At 53.4% G+C, this 16,626-nt stretch carries 14 protein-coding genes and 1 tRNA gene; 5 read left to right on the plus strand and 10 right to left on the minus strand.

Translation table 11 applies throughout. The annotated features are described in order from the left end of the window. Positions 1-95: 95 nt before the first annotated feature. The 4 genes from PHV74_09820 to PHV74_09835 all read right to left on the minus strand — a co-directional run bounded on the left by PHV74_09820 (position 96) and on the right by PHV74_09835 (position 4,461). Positions 96-1,025: a hypothetical protein gene (locus tag PHV74_09820; protein MDD5094661.1), complete on the minus strand. Its 930-nt coding sequence runs from the start codon at positions 1,023-1,025 to the stop codon at positions 96-98. 433 nt (positions 1,026-1,458) lie between these two features. Beyond that, positions 1,459-1,998 carry a CDP-alcohol phosphatidyltransferase family protein gene (locus tag PHV74_09825; protein ID MDD5094662.1) on the minus strand — a complete coding sequence of 180 codons (540 nt, stop codon included), beginning with the start codon at positions 1,996-1,998 and terminating at the stop codon, positions 1,459-1,461. Between the two features lie 53 nt (positions 1,999-2,051). Further along, positions 2,052-3,194 carry a glycosyltransferase family 4 protein gene (locus PHV74_09830; GenBank protein MDD5094663.1) on the minus strand — a complete coding sequence of 381 codons (1,143 nt, stop codon included), beginning with the start codon at positions 3,192-3,194 and terminating at the stop codon, positions 2,052-2,054. A 28-nt stretch (positions 3,195-3,222) separates the two neighbouring features. Then, on the minus strand, positions 3,223-4,461 hold the full coding sequence (locus tag PHV74_09835) for an inositol-3-phosphate synthase (protein MDD5094664.1): 1,239 nt from the start codon (positions 4,459-4,461) through the stop codon (positions 3,223-3,225). 218 nt (positions 4,462-4,679) lie between these two features. Between PHV74_09835 and PHV74_09840 the strand changes: the two genes are divergently transcribed. Next, positions 4,680-5,336 carry a histidinol phosphate phosphatase domain-containing protein gene (locus PHV74_09840; GenBank protein ID MDD5094665.1) on the plus strand — a complete coding sequence of 219 codons (657 nt, stop codon included), beginning with the start codon at positions 4,680-4,682 and terminating at the stop codon, positions 5,334-5,336. Positions 5,337-5,391: 55 nt separating this feature from the next. Here the strand turns inward: PHV74_09840 and PHV74_09845 are convergent, their stop codons facing one another. The 4 genes from PHV74_09845 to PHV74_09860 all read right to left on the minus strand — a co-directional run bounded on the left by PHV74_09845 (position 5,392) and on the right by PHV74_09860 (position 8,980). Continuing rightward, complete coding sequence (locus PHV74_09845) at positions 5,392-5,532, minus strand: DUF5679 domain-containing protein (GenBank protein ID MDD5094666.1); 141 nt, start codon at positions 5,530-5,532, stop codon at positions 5,392-5,394. Between the two features lie 112 nt (positions 5,533-5,644). Further along, complete coding sequence (locus PHV74_09850) at positions 5,645-6,283, minus strand: dienelactone hydrolase family protein (GenBank protein MDD5094667.1); 639 nt, start codon at positions 6,281-6,283, stop codon at positions 5,645-5,647. Beyond that, a complete protein-coding gene (locus tag PHV74_09855; protein MDD5094668.1) occupies positions 6,280-7,632 on the minus strand; it encodes a replication-associated recombination protein A in 1,353 nt (450 codons plus the stop codon). The genes PHV74_09850 and PHV74_09855 overlap by 4 nt, the downstream gene beginning before the upstream one ends. A gap of 196 nt (positions 7,633-7,828) precedes the next feature. Beyond that, positions 7,829-8,980, minus strand: coding sequence for an epoxide hydrolase (locus PHV74_09860; GenBank protein MDD5094669.1), 1,152 nt, complete (start codon positions 8,978-8,980; stop codon positions 7,829-7,831). 246 nt (positions 8,981-9,226) lie between these two features. Between PHV74_09860 and PHV74_09865 the strand changes: the two genes are divergently transcribed. The 3 genes from PHV74_09865 (at position 9,227) to mfd (ending at position 14,012) form a co-directional block, all read left to right on the plus strand. Then, a complete protein-coding gene (locus tag PHV74_09865) occupies positions 9,227-10,195 on the plus strand; it encodes an Lrp/AsnC family transcriptional regulator (GenBank protein ID MDD5094670.1) in 969 nt (322 codons plus the stop codon). A 248-nt stretch (positions 10,196-10,443) separates the two neighbouring features. Continuing rightward, positions 10,444-10,519 (plus strand) — tRNA-Pro (locus PHV74_09870). A 19-nt stretch (positions 10,520-10,538) separates the two neighbouring features. After that, a complete protein-coding gene (mfd, locus tag PHV74_09875; protein MDD5094671.1) occupies positions 10,539-14,012 on the plus strand; it encodes a transcription-repair coupling factor in 3,474 nt (1,157 codons plus the stop codon). Between the two features lie 39 nt (positions 14,013-14,051). Here the strand turns inward: mfd and PHV74_09880 are convergent, their stop codons facing one another. Then, positions 14,052-14,966: a branched-chain amino acid transaminase gene (locus PHV74_09880; GenBank protein MDD5094672.1), complete on the minus strand. Its 915-nt coding sequence runs from the start codon at positions 14,964-14,966 to the stop codon at positions 14,052-14,054. Between the two features lie 42 nt (positions 14,967-15,008). After that, complete coding sequence (locus tag PHV74_09885; GenBank protein MDD5094673.1) at positions 15,009-15,704, minus strand: HAD family hydrolase; 696 nt, start codon at positions 15,702-15,704, stop codon at positions 15,009-15,011. 159 nt (positions 15,705-15,863) lie between these two features. Here PHV74_09885 and PHV74_09890 point away from each other — a divergent pair. Further along, positions 15,864-16,626, plus strand: a 763-nt coding sequence (locus PHV74_09890) for an ATP-dependent Clp protease proteolytic subunit (protein MDD5094674.1), incomplete at its 3' end; no start/stop codon positions are given.

Genomic DNA, 16,626 nt, shown 5'->3' on the forward strand with positions numbered 1-16,626 from the left:
AGGCAGTTCTCCTCCAGATGCTTGGGCTGCACCTCCCTCAGCGAATGAAAATTAAAGCAATGTAGTACCAACTTTACGTTCGGGAGAAGCACCTGTCAGCTTCGAAACTGCGGAAGTTGGGCTAGCACATAGACGACATCTGCACTTTGCCAAATCTTGTGTATTCTTAAGTAACTAAAGATGCCACCACGATAGCCGTTGAACACCATAATCACGAAGTATCGCGAGTAATCAACCTCAAGAATTGCAGTCCTGGCATCGGGATCAATCCACTCTAATGCTTCAGGCAGTGGGTCTTGGGTGGTGGTGATTACCTGTATTTGCGCACTCTCTCCTTTATACAGCCAGCCCATCTCTCCTGGCTCAACTACGTCGTCAAAATTCAGGTTTGTTCCTTGAGGCTCATTTTGGAGAACCATCTGGGTTGTTCTGGCTCTCTCATTCCCTGTTTCATCCGACAATACAAAGACAATTTCGCCATGTTGACTCAATTGTGCTCTGCTTATCTTTACAACTTCATATTGTGAATTGGTGTTAGATAGGCTGGTAGCATCAGGCTGATAATCATTAAAATGGGCAAGTACGCAGATCGCACCTGCGCTTTGCCAAATTCCTTGGACCTTCAAGTTGCTGGAGATACCGCTACGATAGCCGTTGAACACCATGACCACGAAATACTCTGAATAGTCTACGGTTAGAATCTTGGTCTGACTTACGGCATTCACCCACTCAATTTCTTCCGGAAGTGGCGTTTGGGCGGAAGTGATTACTCGTATTTGCGCACTGTCCTCTCTATATAGGAAGCCAATGTTCCTCTCTGGCTCAACTATTTTTTCAAATTTCAGGTCAGTCCCGGGCGACAAGGTCGCAATGACACAAGGACTAATACTTGCAGGCACGGTCACAGTTGTAGGGCTTACGCTTGGCAAAGTTGTTTTGTCCGAGGAATCGCATCCGGGGAGCGGGATTGTCATTACGGAAATGAGGATTATGAACAGCAGCACCAAGAATTTGCGGTGGGCCAATCTTGCACCTCCGTTGTTTTCTACTGAACCTAGGGGCTTATGTTGTGGGTATTAAACCACCCTTATCCGGTTTTGTCAAGGGCTTTCAGGCTCTGTTTGATCCATGGATTCCTTTGAGGTGTGACCCTCCAGATGTTTATCCTCCTTGCTTCAGGGCAAAGGTCTGGAGGGGCGAGAACAAACGATCCGAGGCGAGATCAGCACAAAAGGCTTCTGTCACAGAGTGGGGAGAAGCGGCAGATTTCAATTGATGGGTTGGGGCATTTTCAGGACGGGATGACGCTGGCCACAGTTTTGGAAGCTCTGATTAAGTTCTGATCAACCCCCTCGCCCCCAATCTTGGGGGAAGAAGAGGAATCTGGGGGACACCCCCAGACCCCCGGCAGGAGGTATCCTGCACCACTTCATCGGAGGTTCCTTTTCTGTTTGAGGCCTATCCTTCCTTCGTCTGCTGCCAGGAGTGGAGCAGACGGCGCAGGGCCGTGAGGTTTGTGCCCACAGCCAGAATCCAAAGCACAACGATCAAAGCTGTTGATGTAACTGCTGTTAGAAGGAGACCCAGCGTGAGGAGAACGATCCTCTCGGGGCGGGCGAAAAATCCCACTTCGCCCTGGATTCCCAATGCCTCTGCCCTGGCTCTGATATAGCTGACCATGAACGATCCGGCAACGGCGATATAGACGAGGACAATTGCATCAGTCTCATGCCGATCAACATAGTAGATGAGCAATCCCAGAAACAGGGCGGCCTCAGATAATCGATCAACGGTGGAATCGAGGATGGCCCCGAAGCGGGTGGACGATCCAATCATCTTGGCCAGTGCTCCATCGAGCATATCAAACCATGCGGAGAAGACAACGAGCAGACCGCCGACAAAGAGGTGACCGGTAGCCAGAACCCAGGCGGTTACGGCGCTCAAAAGGAAACCGGCGATAGTCAGCGCATTGGGGGAAATACCCGTCCTGGCAATCACGCGGACGATCGGTTCAGACAGGACTCGGCCTAAACTGGGGCGAAGTTTGGAGATCATCCGTTCGCCTTGCGATGGGAATTACCCAGCATCTCCTCGTAGTAATCCATCACTCTACGGGCTACTTTGATCCAATCATATTCATGGGCTTTTTCCCTGCCATTGGCGCCGAGCTTATGGCGTAATGAGGGGTCATCAATGAGCACATCGATGGCCTCGGCGATGGCCTTGGCGTTTCCTGGCTTCACCAGCAGGCCATCGGAATCTCGAGTGATCACACTGGCGTACCCGCCGATATCGGAGGCGACGATTGGTTTGGAAGCAGCCATCGCTTCGAGGAGCACGATGCCGAAGCTCTCCAGCCCTATAGCCGGAGCGCAGAAAATATCGGCCGTCTGATAATAACGGGGCAGATCATTGTTAGTGACATATCCGGAAAAGACGACGTCTTTGAGACGGAGTGTCTTGACGAGTGTCTCGTATTTCCGCCGCGCCCAACTCGGTGGCCCGACCACGATGAGGCGGGTATTGGGGTTTTTAGCCTTGACACGCCGGTAAGCGCTGAGCAGGTGGCCGAAGCCTTTGCGATCCTCCATCCGTCCCACAAAAAGGATATTGATCTTGCCGTCTTTGAATTCTTCAAGCGGTTTTGCCGGAGTGGAAAAGCGCTCCACATTGATGCCGTTGGGAATGATGGTATAGTCCCCGGGAAAGTAGTGGTTGATGAATTCCCGCGCTGGTGGAGAAACGGCAATTCGCCCATCGAGTTTCTCTGCCCATTGGTTCAGCAAAGGACGCCCGAACCAATACCCCCAACTCCGAGGCCGGGAAGCATGGAAAGTGCCGATATTCACCGACCGGGAATACTGTAAACAGGCGGTGGTCAACGGCGGAAACAATGGCTCCTGAAGGTGAACGATATCGAATTCGCCTCGCTCCAGGGGCTTTGATATCCGTTTGGAAAAGAAAAGCCGTGGGGAAAGCGGTGTTCGAACTATCGAGCCGCTGGCATGAATCGGAAACGGCCGACCGACGAACGTAATGTTTTCGTTTTCGGGACGCACTTTTGGACGGGATGAAGGGAGAATATAGTGGACCTCATGCCCCATTCGGGTGAAATTCTCACCAAGGGCAAAGATATGATGATTGACTCCGCTTGGATAAACGTAGTCATAAGGGGAAACGAGTACAATCTTCATTCTGCCCTTGTGCACGGTGAGTCAGGTTTTATGAGTTGTCCGCTGTCCCTTTACGGCCTCGTGGCCTTGGCGAGGCTTTTGCCTTATCAGTAGGAGTCTCACATGATGGTTGTTCGCTATTGGCAGAGGTCTCGGTCTTGGCGCGACCCTTACGTGAAGGTTTATCGTCGCCCGCGAGGATCACAGGAGCGAACAGCTCTTTGTTCTCGATAAAGGCCTCGGTCAGAATTCTGGCTTCATCATCGGTATACTGGATGGGCGGTGATTTCATGAAGTAGGAAGACGGCCCTACCAGGGTGCCGCTGAGTCCCCGTTCGAGAGCCAGTTTGCAGCATCTGATGGCATCGATCACCACGCCGGCGGAATTGGGACTATCCCAGACTTCCAGTTTGCATTCCAGATTCAGTGGCACATCGCCGAAGGTCCGTCCCTCCATTCGAATATAGCACCACTTCCGGTCGTCGAGCCATGGAATATGGTCGCTGGGGCCGACGTGGATGTTGTGAGCGCCTATGTCGTACTCCATCTGAGATGTGACGGAATTGGTCTTGGATATCTTCTTGGATTGCAGCCGCTCCCGTTCCAGCATATTGAGGAAGTCCGTATTGCCGCCGAAATTGAGCTGATAGGTCCTTTCCATTTTCACGCCGCGATCCCTGAAAAGCCTGGTCAAAACCCGGTGGGTTATGGTAGCGCCGACCTGTGATTTGATGTCATCCCCGATAACCGGCAGACCTTTCTCGGCGAATCTCTTTTGCCAGTATGGCTCCCTGCCAATGAAAACCGGTATGCAGTTGATGAAACCGCAACCGGCGGTGAGAACTTGCTCTACATACCACTTGGTGGCCATTTCGCTTCCGACGGGAAGATAGTTGAGGACCACGTCCACTTCTTTCTCCTGCAGAATGCTGACGATGTTGGCTGTTGGGCCGGGAGCGGGGGTAATAATTTCTTTCAGATATTTGCCCAAACCATCGTGGGTCATCCCTCGCTCTACCTTTACGCCTGAGAGGGGGACTTCGCAGAATTTGAAGGTGTTATTTGGGCTGGTGTAGATGGCCTCTGAAAGATCCTTGCCGACCTTGTTGACATCAATATCAAAGGCCGCTACGAATTCGATATCGCTGATGTGATATCCACCCAAATTGACGTGCATGAGTCCGGGAACAAAATCGCTCTCGTTGGCATTTCGATAGTAGTGTACGCCCTGCACCAGAGAAGATGCACAGTTGCCCACGCCGATGATTGCTACCTTTATCTTACCCATGTTCGGATGCGCTCCTTAGATGCTTTGTTTGATTTGGTGATGTCTACTTCATCGCCTTACTTCGATAAAGAGTACCACAAACGGAAGACTAGGACAAGTTGCCCGCTTGTGTCTTTGTCTTGTATCTTATGCCTGTCTATGGACATTGGTGTCGTGAAGTGGTACGACAGACCGTTAAACCTTGACGCCATGAATATAATGGGGGAAAATATAGCAGAATGATTTACGATTTTCACACCCACACCACCCTGAGTGACGGCGTTCTCTCGCCGATGGAACTGATTCACCGCGCTTTTCGAAACGGCTATCGTGTCATAGGGATAACCGACCATTGCGGAATCGGGCAGATGGAGAGGTTCATTGCGGAGATCACCAGAGAGTGCGTGCTGGCTGAGAAGCACTGGGATATCAGAGCAATTCCTGGGGTTGAACTGACTCACCTCCCCCCTGGGGCGATTGCAGATGCGGCCAAAGAGGCCAAGAGAATCGGGGCGCGTGTGGTGGTGGTTCACGGGGAGACTATTGTTGAGGATGTACCGAAGGGGACTAACCTGGCAGCAGTTCAATCTCTCGATGTGGATATCCTGGCCCACCCTGGACTCATCACTTCCGAGGAAGCAACTCTTGCTAAGAAAAACGGCATCTTCCTCGAGATATCTGCCCGAAAGGGTCACTCCCTCACCAATGGACATGTTGTTCGGATGGCCCAACTCACAGGGCCAAAGCTCTTGCTTGATTCAGATGCTCACGATGAGGGGGATTTGCTTTCGATGCGCCTCACACCCTTGATTGTTCGAGGAGCGGGGCTGACAGAGAATGAAATCTCTGAGGTGCTTTTGACCAATCCGCAGTCTTTGCTCAGCAAAGTCAGTTGAGAAAAAGGGTTCTCCGTTTGGGAAGAAGTTAACCGGAGAACCCCTCTCCATCTAGTTAGCTCTTACCGATTCTGAACACTTTGGTGCCGCACTTGGGGCAAACACCCTGTGTGGCGGGCTTCCCATTCTTTAGTTTTATGGCTTTCGGGTTCTTGATCTCTCTCTTTGCTCTACACTTGAAGCAATAGGCTTCCATCGAATCTTCCCCCTTTTCAAAATTTGACTCTGCTAGCTTCCGCTTAACTTGTAGCCTACACTCATCCTAGCCTAAATGTCAAGTGTTTTAGATAGGAAGAGCCCCATCTGCGCTATCTGTGCGTCAAAAAAGAAGCGAAGAAGTCGCCGACTTTTATCTCCACCGCTCTCTCGGAGAAGCGCCAGAAATGGTCCGCGCCTGGGACAACGGTACAAGTCTTTGGTTCAGGGAGTTGGCTGACGATGTGTTCGATCTCCTGATGACTGACGAAGCTGTCCTCTGTGCCGTAAACAAAGAGCTTGGGCTTGGTGTAGTTTTTCAGGAGTCCGGGGGAAACAAAGAAGGGGGAGATGGCTGCCATAGCTTGAACTCGCTCATCTGAGTCAGCGACGGGGATGCCCACCATGGTGCCGAAGGAGTAGCCGCAGATGGCAAGCCTAGCGGGATCGATTTCACGCAGTGTCGACAGGAAAGTGAGGGCCGCTTTCACATCATCCTGTTCGCCGATTCCGTTAGCGTGATGCCCCTCGCTTCTGCCCACCCCCCGAAAGTTGAACCTCAGCCAGGCTATCGAACTCCGGCCCAGACCAGCGCACACGGCATAGACCACGTTGTTGTCCATGCTGCCGCCATAGAGGGGATGTGGGTGGCAGACCACCACTGCAGGGAAAGGGCCCTTCCCTTCCGGTAAGCCCAGAACGCCTTCCAATGAGATTCCGCCACAGGGAAACATCAAGGACTCCTCTTTCATGTATCGGACTCCTTTCTCGTCTGGTTTTGTTTCTGAGCCCGCCATTGTTTGAGCCGTCTATCGATCTCTTTCTCAAACCCTTGATCGCTGGGCACGTAGTATCTCCGGCCCTTCAGGGCGTCCGGGAGGTTCTCCTGTTCCACGATGTGGCCGGGGAAGTTGTGAGCATATTTATATCCCTTGCCATAGCCGACATCCCGCATCAGACGCGTCTCCGGGTTGCGAAGGTGAAGGGGTACCGGATGGGTGCGGGTTTTCTCCACATCGCGCTGAACTTCTGAATATGCTGTGTAGAGGGCGTTGCTCTTGGGAGCGCTGGCCAGATAAACCACCGCTTGCGCCAGAGCAAGTTTCCCTTCCGGCATACCGATGAAATGCACAGCCTGCTGGGCGGCATTGGCCTGCACCAGCGCCTGGGGATCAGCCATGCCGATATCCTCGGAGGCGAAGCGGATCAGTCTTCTGGCGATAAAGAGAGGGTCTTCCCCGGCCTCGATCATTCTCCCCAGCCAATAGAGGGCTGCATCGGGGTCTGAACCTCGCAGTGATTTGTGCAGCGCCGAGATAAGATTGTAATGTTCTTCTCCCGACTTATCATAAAGCAGGGCGCGATGCTGGAAGGCATCCTCAATGGCGCTCAACTCAATCCGTCGCTTGTTCTGATCATCAGGTGGCGTGCCTGAAGCGGCCATTTCCAGGGCACCCAGAGCGGTGCGGGCGTCTCCATTTGACATAACGATCAAGTGTTGCAGGGCATCATCAGCTAGCTCGATACTGTGTCCTCCCAGTCCTCGTTCCGAATCCTGCAGAGCTTTCTGAATAATGGTCCTGATCTGGTCATCGGTGAGCAGGTTCAGGGTGAAGACGCGGCAGCGGGAGAGAAGCGCGGAGATTACTTCGAACGAAGGATTCTCAGTGGTGGCCCCGATGAGAGTGATGGTGCCGTTTTCCACATGGGGCAGAATAGCGTCCTGCTGGGCTTTGTTGAAGCGGTGAATCTCATCGATGAAAAGGATTGTGCGTTGACCGTGCATGCCTCGCCGCTCCTTGGCCTCTTCGACAACCTTTCTGAGATCAGCCACACCGGCGTTGACGGCGCTGACGGGACTGAAATGCGACCTGGTGACGGCGGCAACGACGAAGGCCAGAGTGGTCTTGCCACTCCCCGGTGGACCCCACAGAATGATTGAAGGAATCTGGTCTTGCTCGATAGCCCGGCGCAAGACCCTTCCTTCTCCCACGATATGCTCCTGCCCCACAAACTCGGCGAAGCTACGGGGTCGCATGCGGGCAGCAAGAGGAGCTTCTTTTTGTAGTTGCTTTTCTCGATTCAGATCAAAGAGGTTCATGTTTGACCGGCTATGTAGAATCCGCCACGCGATGTTCTGACCAGAGAGGTGTCTCGCGTGTTTGTCTTCCGCTCCGATTATAGCACAGCATCAAGAGAGCCGACTTCGGGACGTTCCCGAATGGCGACCACTGAGTCGCACGTACGATCCGGTGCTTTGAGGGCAGACAGGCACACTGATTCTATCTCCATCGCAGTCATCTCACCTTGCGGAAGAAATCGCGTATGTCGGCGACAAGTAATTCTGGTTCTTCCAGAGCGGCAAAGTGCCCGCCGCGGGGCATATCGGTCCAGTGGATCAGGTTGTAGCTCTTTTTGGCCCAGTTTCGAGGAACCTTGATGATGTCTTTGGGGAATATGGCCCCGCCAACTGGAGCTTTGATATCCGTGGGAGGGAAGCCCGATCCGGCCCGCGCCATTTCCAGATACAGCCTCATCGATGAAGTGATAGTGCCCGTCACCCAATAGAGAGTGATGTTGGTCAGCAGTTCGTCTTTGGTAAAGGAGTTTTCGATATTTCCCCTGCAGTCGCTCCAGGCGCGGAACTTCTCCAGTATCCAGCCGGCTAGCCCGGCCGGTGAGTCGTTGAGGGCATAGGCGATGCTCTGGGGCCGAGTGGAATGGATATGGTAATACCCCCGACCCGAGGTGTTATACTCTTGAGTCTCCTTAAGATAGCCGAGTTCACGCGGCGTAAGCCCTTCCATGGGGTTCAGAACGCCTGCGGGAGGGGTCGCCGAAACCATATTGAGATGAATTCCGATGCAGTGCTGGGGGTCTGTTTTTCCCATATAGGTGGAGATGATAGCACCCCAGTCTCCGCCCTGCGCTCCATAGCGGGGATAATCCAGCCGACTCATCAGCTCCGCCTCGATTCGCGCAACCTGCTCCGGACTCATGCCAGGCTCCCTCGGAGCTTCAGAGAAACCGTACCCGGGAATCGAAGGGCAGACGACGTGAAAAGCGTCCCGTGCGTCACCTCCGTGAGATACGGGATCGGTCAGAGGGCCGATGATCTTAACAAATTCTGTGATAGAGCCGGGCCAGCCATGCGTGATGACCAATGGCAATGCATCAGGCTCTTTGGACCGCGCATGGATGAAATGAATATTCAGCCCGGCAATCTGGGCGGTGAATTGGGGAAAGCGATTGAGCTCAGCTTCCTGTGCGCGCCAGTCAAAACCATTCTGCCAGTAATCACAGAGGCTTTTCAAGTATAGCAGATCAGTGCCGTAGGACCAGTCACCGTCGTTGATTTGGTCAGGCCACCGCGTTCGGGAGAGGCGATCGCGCAGATCGTCAAGAACCGCTTCGGGGACATGAATTCTGAAAGGCATTATGTCTGACATCGTCTTTCTCCTGTTTGTGATAATTGTAAGCTGTGGTTGCCTCGTGTCTAATAGATAACCATGATACCTTTAACATCAGAAAGGGATCGCTTCGCCTTTTGACATGATTAACAACGGGGTAGGTCTCCTGGTGCGGACAATATAACACAGATAAAAGGGGAAGTAAATGAGGCCCATTGACTTCTTCACCGCATCGTGTTTTTATGGATTCTGACAGATCAGATCGATCTGGTGGGAGTGCCGGGAATGAGCCAAAAAGTACAAAAAGAGACCCTGGATGAATTCGATCACTTGGTGATCAGAGAGCTGGAGATTGATGCCCGAAAGACCTGCTTGGATATTGCTGTGGCGCTGGGCACGAGCAACACCACGGTTCGCCGAAGATTGCAGAATTTGCTGGACAAGCGCATGCTCTCGCTCGTCACCATCACTAATCCTCAAGCTTTGGGATATCTGACACTGGCAATTCTGCGAATGACCACGACTCCTGGCTGCGTTGATGCCGTGGCAACGCAGCTGGCATCCTTGCCCTACACTCAGACCATCGCTGCCACAACGGGAAGTTGCGATATCATGGTCTCTTTGCCGATCCGAGATCTTGACGAGCTATCCAATGTTGTCTCCAGGGATATGAACAGCATCCCGGATATCACCAACATTGAAACATTGCTGGTCCTGAAAACATTTAAGCACGACTGGCCATATATGGGCAGTAGCGATTGCCTTGTCAAGCGCAAATCCGGTAGCTATGATCTGGATGCACTGGATATCTCTCTTATCAGAGAACTGGAATTGGAGCCCAGGGGAACAATTTCACACCTGGCCCAGAAATTGGGCACAAGCAGAGCCACTGTGAGCAAAAAGCTGCAAACACTGCGCTCTGAAGGGATTATTCGAATCATCAGCATCCCCGATCTGAACGCCTTGGGTTACAAGGTGTGGGTTGTGTTGCAACTTAAAGTCGTTCCTTCAAAAATCCCTGAGGTGGTTGAGGAACTCACCCGTTATCCGAATGTTACCCATATTGCCATGCTCACAGGCATGTTCGAGCTGAGCGCTGCGGCGATATTCAAAGACAGTGATGAAATGTATGATTTCACCGTTCATAAATTGGGCCGTATTCCCGGAGTCATCCGGCATGAAACAGTTTTGAATTTGAAAAGCTATAAGCGAACCTACAATCTGGTTGCTCAAAACAACCGTTCGGATGAATAAGATCGGATACTGATTTTCTGCAGTGACCGACTCGTCTCTCTGGTTGGTCTGCGGCTTTGCTTCCGAAAGACGTTCTTCTCCAGCAGGGAGATGAAGAAGAGGTGAAGGATTCCCCCAACGATTGGGGGTTGAGTTAGATTTCTTCAGCATTCTGCTAGATTCAAGAATTCCCGGATTGAGGGCAAGAGAATTTGCTTTGATTTTATCTCCCAGCTATGGTAGTATCTTAGTTGCCCATTAGAACACGTCGGGGAGTAGCGCAGCCTGGTTTAGCGCACCTGCATGGGGTGCAGGGGGTCGGAGGTTCGAATCCTCTCTCCCCGATTTTCCAAGCCTCAATAGAATGAACCTGAAAGGGCTAGTCGGATCACGGCTAGCCCTGTTGGTGTGTGCTAGGATGAACCTCTCCGGTCTGCTGCCACTGCTCCAGAGCATGCCTGCCGATCAGAGCCTTCAGGGTTTCGATCAGCAGGAGGTAACGGTCTTTGACGCCGTCAGACCGCTGGTGATGGCTACTCTCCACCATGATGTCAACATTCCAACTCTGGTGATCACGCCCAACGCCGAGGAGGCCAAGCGGCTTTATGATGAGCTGGTTGCCTGGTGCCATCCCGGTGCTCGGGTTCTTCTCTTTCCGGAGACGGACGTTCTCCCCTATGAGCACCTGACTCCTGATTCTGCCATTATCCAGCAGAGGCTGCGGGTGTTGTCTATCCTGAAGGATCCGGGTGGCACATCACCGTTTATTATTGCTTCTGCACGTGCGGTTTTGCTGAAGACCCTTCACGCTGCTGCCTTTGCTATACAAGTAGTGAAAACGGGTAATCGGATGGACTTGAATCGCCTGTTATCCCGGCTGGTATCGATAGGCTACGAGGCGGGCGAGATTGTGGAGACCCCTGGAACGATCAGCAAGCGGGGCGGTATTATCGATGTCTATTCCCCCAATAATGATTATCCGGCGCGGATCGAATTTCTCGGCAGCGATGTAGAGAGCATCCGGTGGTTCGATCCAGTCACCCAGCGCTCCATGCGCTTTGTGGAGTCTCTTGCGATTGTGCCTGCCCGTGAGATGATCGGGCCCTCGAAGGAATCGGTTCAAAAGGCTTTTGATTCCGTTGATCTCTCCAACTGCAATGTCCAAACCAGAGAGGCCATCGGCGCGGATATGGAACTTCTGCTCCAGGGGCAGTGGCGTGACGGGCTTGAGTTTTATCTGCCGCTTTTCGATGCCGATACCCTCATGGACTATTTCCCTGCCGATGCACTGGTGATCACGGATGATCCGGATAACATCGCTGCTGAACTGGCCGATCTGGAATCTCAGGCGGACCAGCTGCGGCAAGGCCAGGTGGAGAGAGGGGAGCTTCCCAGGAATTTTCCGCTGCCCTATTTTCTCCGTGCCGATCTGGAGGAAAAGCGAGCCAGAATAGGGCGATCCATCTCGTTCCGGAGGTGGGGCGATCAAAGGGAAAATGCGCTTTTCAACTTCGGAGCGGCTATCAGCTATGGCGGGAACATATCCCGGTTTCTCGATGACGCCTCTCGCGGACTTAAAGAGGGCCGCCGAATTGTGGTGATCTCCCAGCAGGCGAGCCGATTGGCAGAATTATTTAGTGAACATGGCATACTGACCTCTCCTGTGGAGCAGATCGACAATTTGCCGCCACCGGGTTTGCTGATGCTGGTGCACGGCTCGCTCTCCTCCGGTGGCTGGACATCGGGCGAGACCTCACTTTTCACCGATATGGAACTCTTCGGCTATGTCAAAGAGCGTCGGTCATCCCCCAAGCGTCGTTCCCAGCACCAGATATTTCTTTCCGATCTGGCCGTTGGCGATTATGTGGTGCACATCGATCATGGCATCGCTCGATTCAATGGCACCACCATTCTGAAGACAGAGGGTGTGGAGCGGGAGTATCTGGTCCTGGAATACGCCGAAGGCGATAAACTCTATGTTCCCACGGATCAGGTTGACCGGGTGGCTCGATATGTGGGTTCCGGGGGGTATTTACCGGCTCTCAGCCGACTCAACACACAGGAATGGGATCGAAGCAAAGAACGAGTCAAGGGAGCCACCAGGGAAATGGCAGGAGAACTTCTGGCGATCTATGCTGCCAGGGAGGTATCCGAAGGTATAGCATTTGAACCTGATACCCCGTGGGAGAGACAACTGGAAGCTTCCTTTCCTTATGTGGAGACGCCGGATCAGGCCAGAACCATCGCCGAGGTCAAGCAGGATATGGAAAGTGCCAAGCCTATGGATCGACTTGTCTGCGGCGATGTGGGCTACGGAAAAACCGAGATCGCCGTCCGGGCCGCTTTCAAGGCGGTGGCCAGCGGTATGCAGGTGGCGGTTCTGGTTCCGACCACCGTTCTGGCCCAGCAGCACTATACTACCTTCACCCATCGGCTGGCGGCTTTCCCGATCCGCATTGAGGTCCTCAGCCGATTCCGTTCTCCCCGGGAACAGCAAAAGGTGGTGGAAGATTTGGCCAGCGGATCGGTGGATATCTGCATCGGCACGCATCGCTTGCTTCAGAGCGATGTGATTTTCAATAATCTGGGCCTAGTGGTGATCGATGAGGAGCAGAAGTTCGGTGTGGCCCATAAAGAGAAGCTCAAGAAGCTGAGGAGTGAGGTGGATGTGCTCACCCTCACGGCAACGCCGATCCCGAGAACACTTCACATGGCGATGGTGGGCGCACGCGATATGAGCGCCATCGAGACTGCCCCGGAGGCGCGTCTACCGGTGAAGACGTATGTGGGGGAGTGGGATTCGGAAATGGTCCGCGAGGCGATTCTCCGGGAACTCGACCGCAAGGGGCAAGTCTTCTTTGTGCATAATCGGGTGGAGAGCATCGGGTTTGTTGCCGAACAGTTGCGAGAGCTTGTGCCGGAGGCCAGGATCGTTGTGGGACATGGCCAGATGCCGGAAGAGGTGCTGGAATCGGTGATGCTCGATTTCACCTCCGGAAAGTATAACGTTCTGGCTTGCACCACCATCATCGAGTCGGGATTGGACGTGCCCAATGCCAACACTTTGATCATCAATCATGCCGATAAATTGGGACTGACTCAGCTTTACCATCTCCGCGGTCGGGTGGGGCGCTCCGATGTTCGAGCTTATGCTTACCTCCTTTACGATAAAGACAAGCGCCTGACCGATCTGGCCCAGAAGCGGCTCAAAACGATATTTGAGGCCACCGAACTGGGGGCGGGTTATCGTATTGCCATGAGGGACCTGGAGATTCGAGGGGCGGGAAACATTCTGGGGTCGGAGCAGAGCGGAAATGTGGGAGCAGTGGGTTTTGACCTGTATTGTCGACTTCTGGCCGATGCGGTGGCGGAACTGAAAGCGGGAGTTGGAGCCGTCATCCAAAGACCTGAGCTTCCCACGGTTGATATACCTTTAACTGCGCATATTCCTGAAACGTATGTGCCTGATTTGAGCGGGCGACTGGCCATATACCACCGCTTGGCCAAACTCGAATCGCTGGAGCAAGTCAAGGATTTGCAGCAGGAATTGAAGGATCGATTTGGCCAGGTTCCCCAGCCGGTCCAGAACCTGCTCCTTGGCATCAGGCTGAGACTTCTAGGTGCTCAGGCCGGCATTCAGAGGATATTCACCGAAGGAAGCCAGGTGGTTGTGGCGATAGGGAGTGAAAGCACAATTAGTCGGGCTTCTCTGCAGCGCAGCTTTGGAAGCAGTGTCAAAGTGGGGCCAAATCAAATTCGCCTGGATATTAAGCAAATGGGGAACTTCTGGACGCGGATACTGGAGCAGGTGCTTCGGACGATGATCCCTAAAAAGTGAGGGCGGGTTGAAAACCGCCCTCACTAATCTTCCTTATGCCTATACCATATCCAACCAGGCCTGATACTTCTTATCCCTGCCGTGAACCACATCGAAGAATTTGGATTGAATCTTCTCGGTCAGCGGCCCTCGCCCATTGTTGCCGATTGGTCTTCCGTTCACCTCACGAACTGGCGTGACCTCCGCCGCTGTGCCCGTCAGGAAAACCTCATCCGCCAGGAAGAGCTCTTCCCGGAGAACATCGCGGAATACCACCGGGATGCCCATGTCTTTGGCGATCGTGATCACGGAATCGCGGGTTATGCCGGGGAGCGCCCCTGCGCTCGGCGGTGGAGTGACGATCTCTCCGCCCTTGATGATGAAGAGATTCTCACCGCTTCCCTCGCAAACCATTCCGTGCGAATTGAGCATGATGGCCTCGTCGAACCCCTGGTCGATGGCTTCAAGCTTGGCCAGCACCGAATTGGCATAATTAGCGGAGGCCTTGGCATGGGTCGGGAGTGAGCGTGAATCTATCCGCTGCCATGAGGAGATCATCACACGGATTCCCTTCTGAACTCCTTCGTCGCCCAGATAAGCGCCCCATTTCCAGACAATGCACGAGACATCCACCGGATTCTTGCGGGGATTGACGCCCATTTCGCCATAGCCATAGAAGGCGATGGGGCGGATATAGCATGCCTTGTAGCCGTTGGCCTTTACTGTATCCCTGGAGGCGGCGCACAGTGCGTCCACGGTATATGGGATCGGCATCTGATAAATTCGGGCGCTATTGAACAATCTCTGAATATGCTCCCTCAACCGAAAAATAGCCGGACCGGCGGCTGTTTCGTAGGCTTTCATACCCTCAAAGACCGCTGTGCCATAGTGCAGGGCGTGTGTCAACACATGCACTCTTGCCTCATCCCAGGGGATCAGTTTGCCATTGAACCAGATCTTCTCCGCTTTTTCCATCTTTCCTTCCTTACGATCAAAATTGAGGCACACGGCCCGACGCTAAAGATAATTCAGAATCTCTCCCAGGCCTCGAATACGCTGGCAATCATGGTGCTGAAAAAGGAGCCCGTCACGATCCAGCAAGAGTGGCTTAATCCCTGCTCCCTGTGCTCCGGTCACGTCGGCATGGTATTGATCTCCCACATGGATCGCCTCTGAGGCTCGGGCGTTGGCGCATCCGAGCGCAGCGCGAAATATCTCCGGCCGCGGTTTGGCAAAACCGACTTCATGGGAAGTGAGCGCAAAATCCAGATGGGAACCCAGGCCAAGCTCGGCACAAAAATCTTCTACGCTCGTGTGGAGATTGGAGATGACCCCAACCTTCAAGCCGCGGCCGCGGAGCAGCGCGAGTGTGGGCAGCGCATCTTCAAACAGCATCATCCGATGGGTCATTTTCTGAAGGCTCGCTCGTATTTTGATAACCACATCTCTTGAGACGTTCACGCCAGCCTCTCGCAGCAGGATCGCCTCATAGTCGGTCCACAGGTTTTCTCTCTCCTCGGGGGAGCGTTTTTCCAGCGGCAATCGGGCATCTTCCTGGCTGAAGAAATCGCCGGCTGTCCAAAAGCCCCGCCGGAGGTTTTCGTTGCTCACCTCGATACCGCATTCACGGCATGCCCGTCTGCGATGATCCTCCGGTGTGGGATCAGTGGTGACGAGCGTATTGAAAAGATCGAAGAAAATGGCTTTGATCATGGTCAATCTCGGCTGCCGTTCTATATCCGGAAATTACTTTTTGACAGCTTCAGCTGCTGCGCAGCGGCTCCTCTGGGATTATAGCATAAGTTGCAAAAGAGGAGGAATGGGTTATAATTGAATCCACCGTTATACCCCCCGGCCATACGAGGCAATTCAATGAATAGGCATATCCGCATTATCCTTCTGATGGCCCTTTTGTTCCTGGGGGTCATATCTCTCGGCGTTGCTCAGGATGACTCCAGCGATATTTATATCCTCCATGTCGATGGGACCATTGTTCCGGTAGTGGCCGATTATATCGATCGGGGGATATCTGAAGCTGAGGATAACGGAGCGGCGGCTGTCGTCATAGAGCTGAATACCGCCGGGGGCATGCTTTCGACGACTGAAGACATCGTCGATCGGATTTTGGAATCCAGGGTCCCGGTGGTAGTGTATGTGGATCGATGGGCAGGCTCTGCAGGTACCTTCATCACGATGGCTGCTCATGTGGCTGCCATGGCTCCAGCCAGTCGGATAGGTGCGGCGAGTCCGGTATCCATCGACGGAGACCTTTCTGAGACCATGAAGAAGAAGCTCAATGAGGACACTGCTGCTCACATCAGGGGGCTGGCCGACCTCCGGGGCCGGAACCAGAAAGCGGCGGAAGCCACCGTTCGAGAAGCCCTTTCCTTTACCGATAAAGAGGCGCTTGGCATTGCACCGATCTCTGAATCTCAGCGGCAAGTACTTGGTCTGGAAAGCCCCTATCTCGATCCGCCGCTGGTCGATGTGGGGGCCAAGGATATCGAGGAACTTTTGGTCAAGATCGATGGCATGCAGGTGAAGGTTGGCGATGAGATGGTGACGATTCGTACCGAAGGCTATCGGATACACAAGATCGGGATGAATTTCCTGGAGCGTTTTCTCCATGTGGTCA

This window comes from Dehalococcoidia bacterium (genome assembly GCA_028711995.1).
Classification (GTDB): domain Bacteria; phylum Chloroflexota; class Dehalococcoidia; order SZUA-161; family SpSt-899; genus JAQTRE01.

Excerpts from the sequence above, each read along its gene's own strand:
- PHV74_09885 (MDD5094673.1), bottom strand. The coding sequence starts at position 15,704 with ATGATCAAAGCCATTTTCTTCGATCTTTTCAATACGCTCGTCACCACT.
- PHV74_09860 (MDD5094669.1), bottom strand. The coding sequence starts at position 8,980 with ATGTCAGACATAATGCCTTTCAGAATTCATGTCCCCGAAGCGGTTCTT.
- PHV74_09855 (MDD5094668.1), bottom strand. The coding sequence starts at position 7,632 with ATGAACCTCTTTGATCTGAATCGAGAAAAGCAACTACAAAAAGAAGCT.
- PHV74_09850 (MDD5094667.1), bottom strand. The coding sequence starts at position 6,283 with ATGAAAGAGGAGTCCTTGATGTTTCCCTGTGGCGGAATCTCATTGGAA.
- PHV74_09845 (MDD5094666.1), bottom strand. The coding sequence starts at position 5,532 with ATGGAAGCCTATTGCTTCAAGTGTAGAGCAAAGAGAGAGATCAAGAAC.
- PHV74_09835 (MDD5094664.1), bottom strand. The coding sequence starts at position 4,461 with ATGGGTAAGATAAAGGTAGCAATCATCGGCGTGGGCAACTGTGCATCT.
- PHV74_09830 (MDD5094663.1), bottom strand. The coding sequence starts at position 3,194 with ATGAAGATTGTACTCGTTTCCCCTTATGACTACGTTTATCCAAGCGGA.
- PHV74_09865 (MDD5094670.1), top strand. The coding sequence starts at position 9,227 with ATGAGCCAAAAAGTACAAAAAGAGACCCTGGATGAATTCGATCACTTG.
- PHV74_09880 (MDD5094672.1), bottom strand. The coding sequence starts at position 14,966 with ATGGAAAAAGCGGAGAAGATCTGGTTCAATGGCAAACTGATCCCCTGG.
- PHV74_09840 (MDD5094665.1), top strand. The coding sequence starts at position 4,680 with ATGATTTACGATTTTCACACCCACACCACCCTGAGTGACGGCGTTCTC.
- mfd (MDD5094671.1), top strand. The coding sequence starts at position 10,539 with ATGAACCTGAAAGGGCTAGTCGGATCACGGCTAGCCCTGTTGGTGTGT.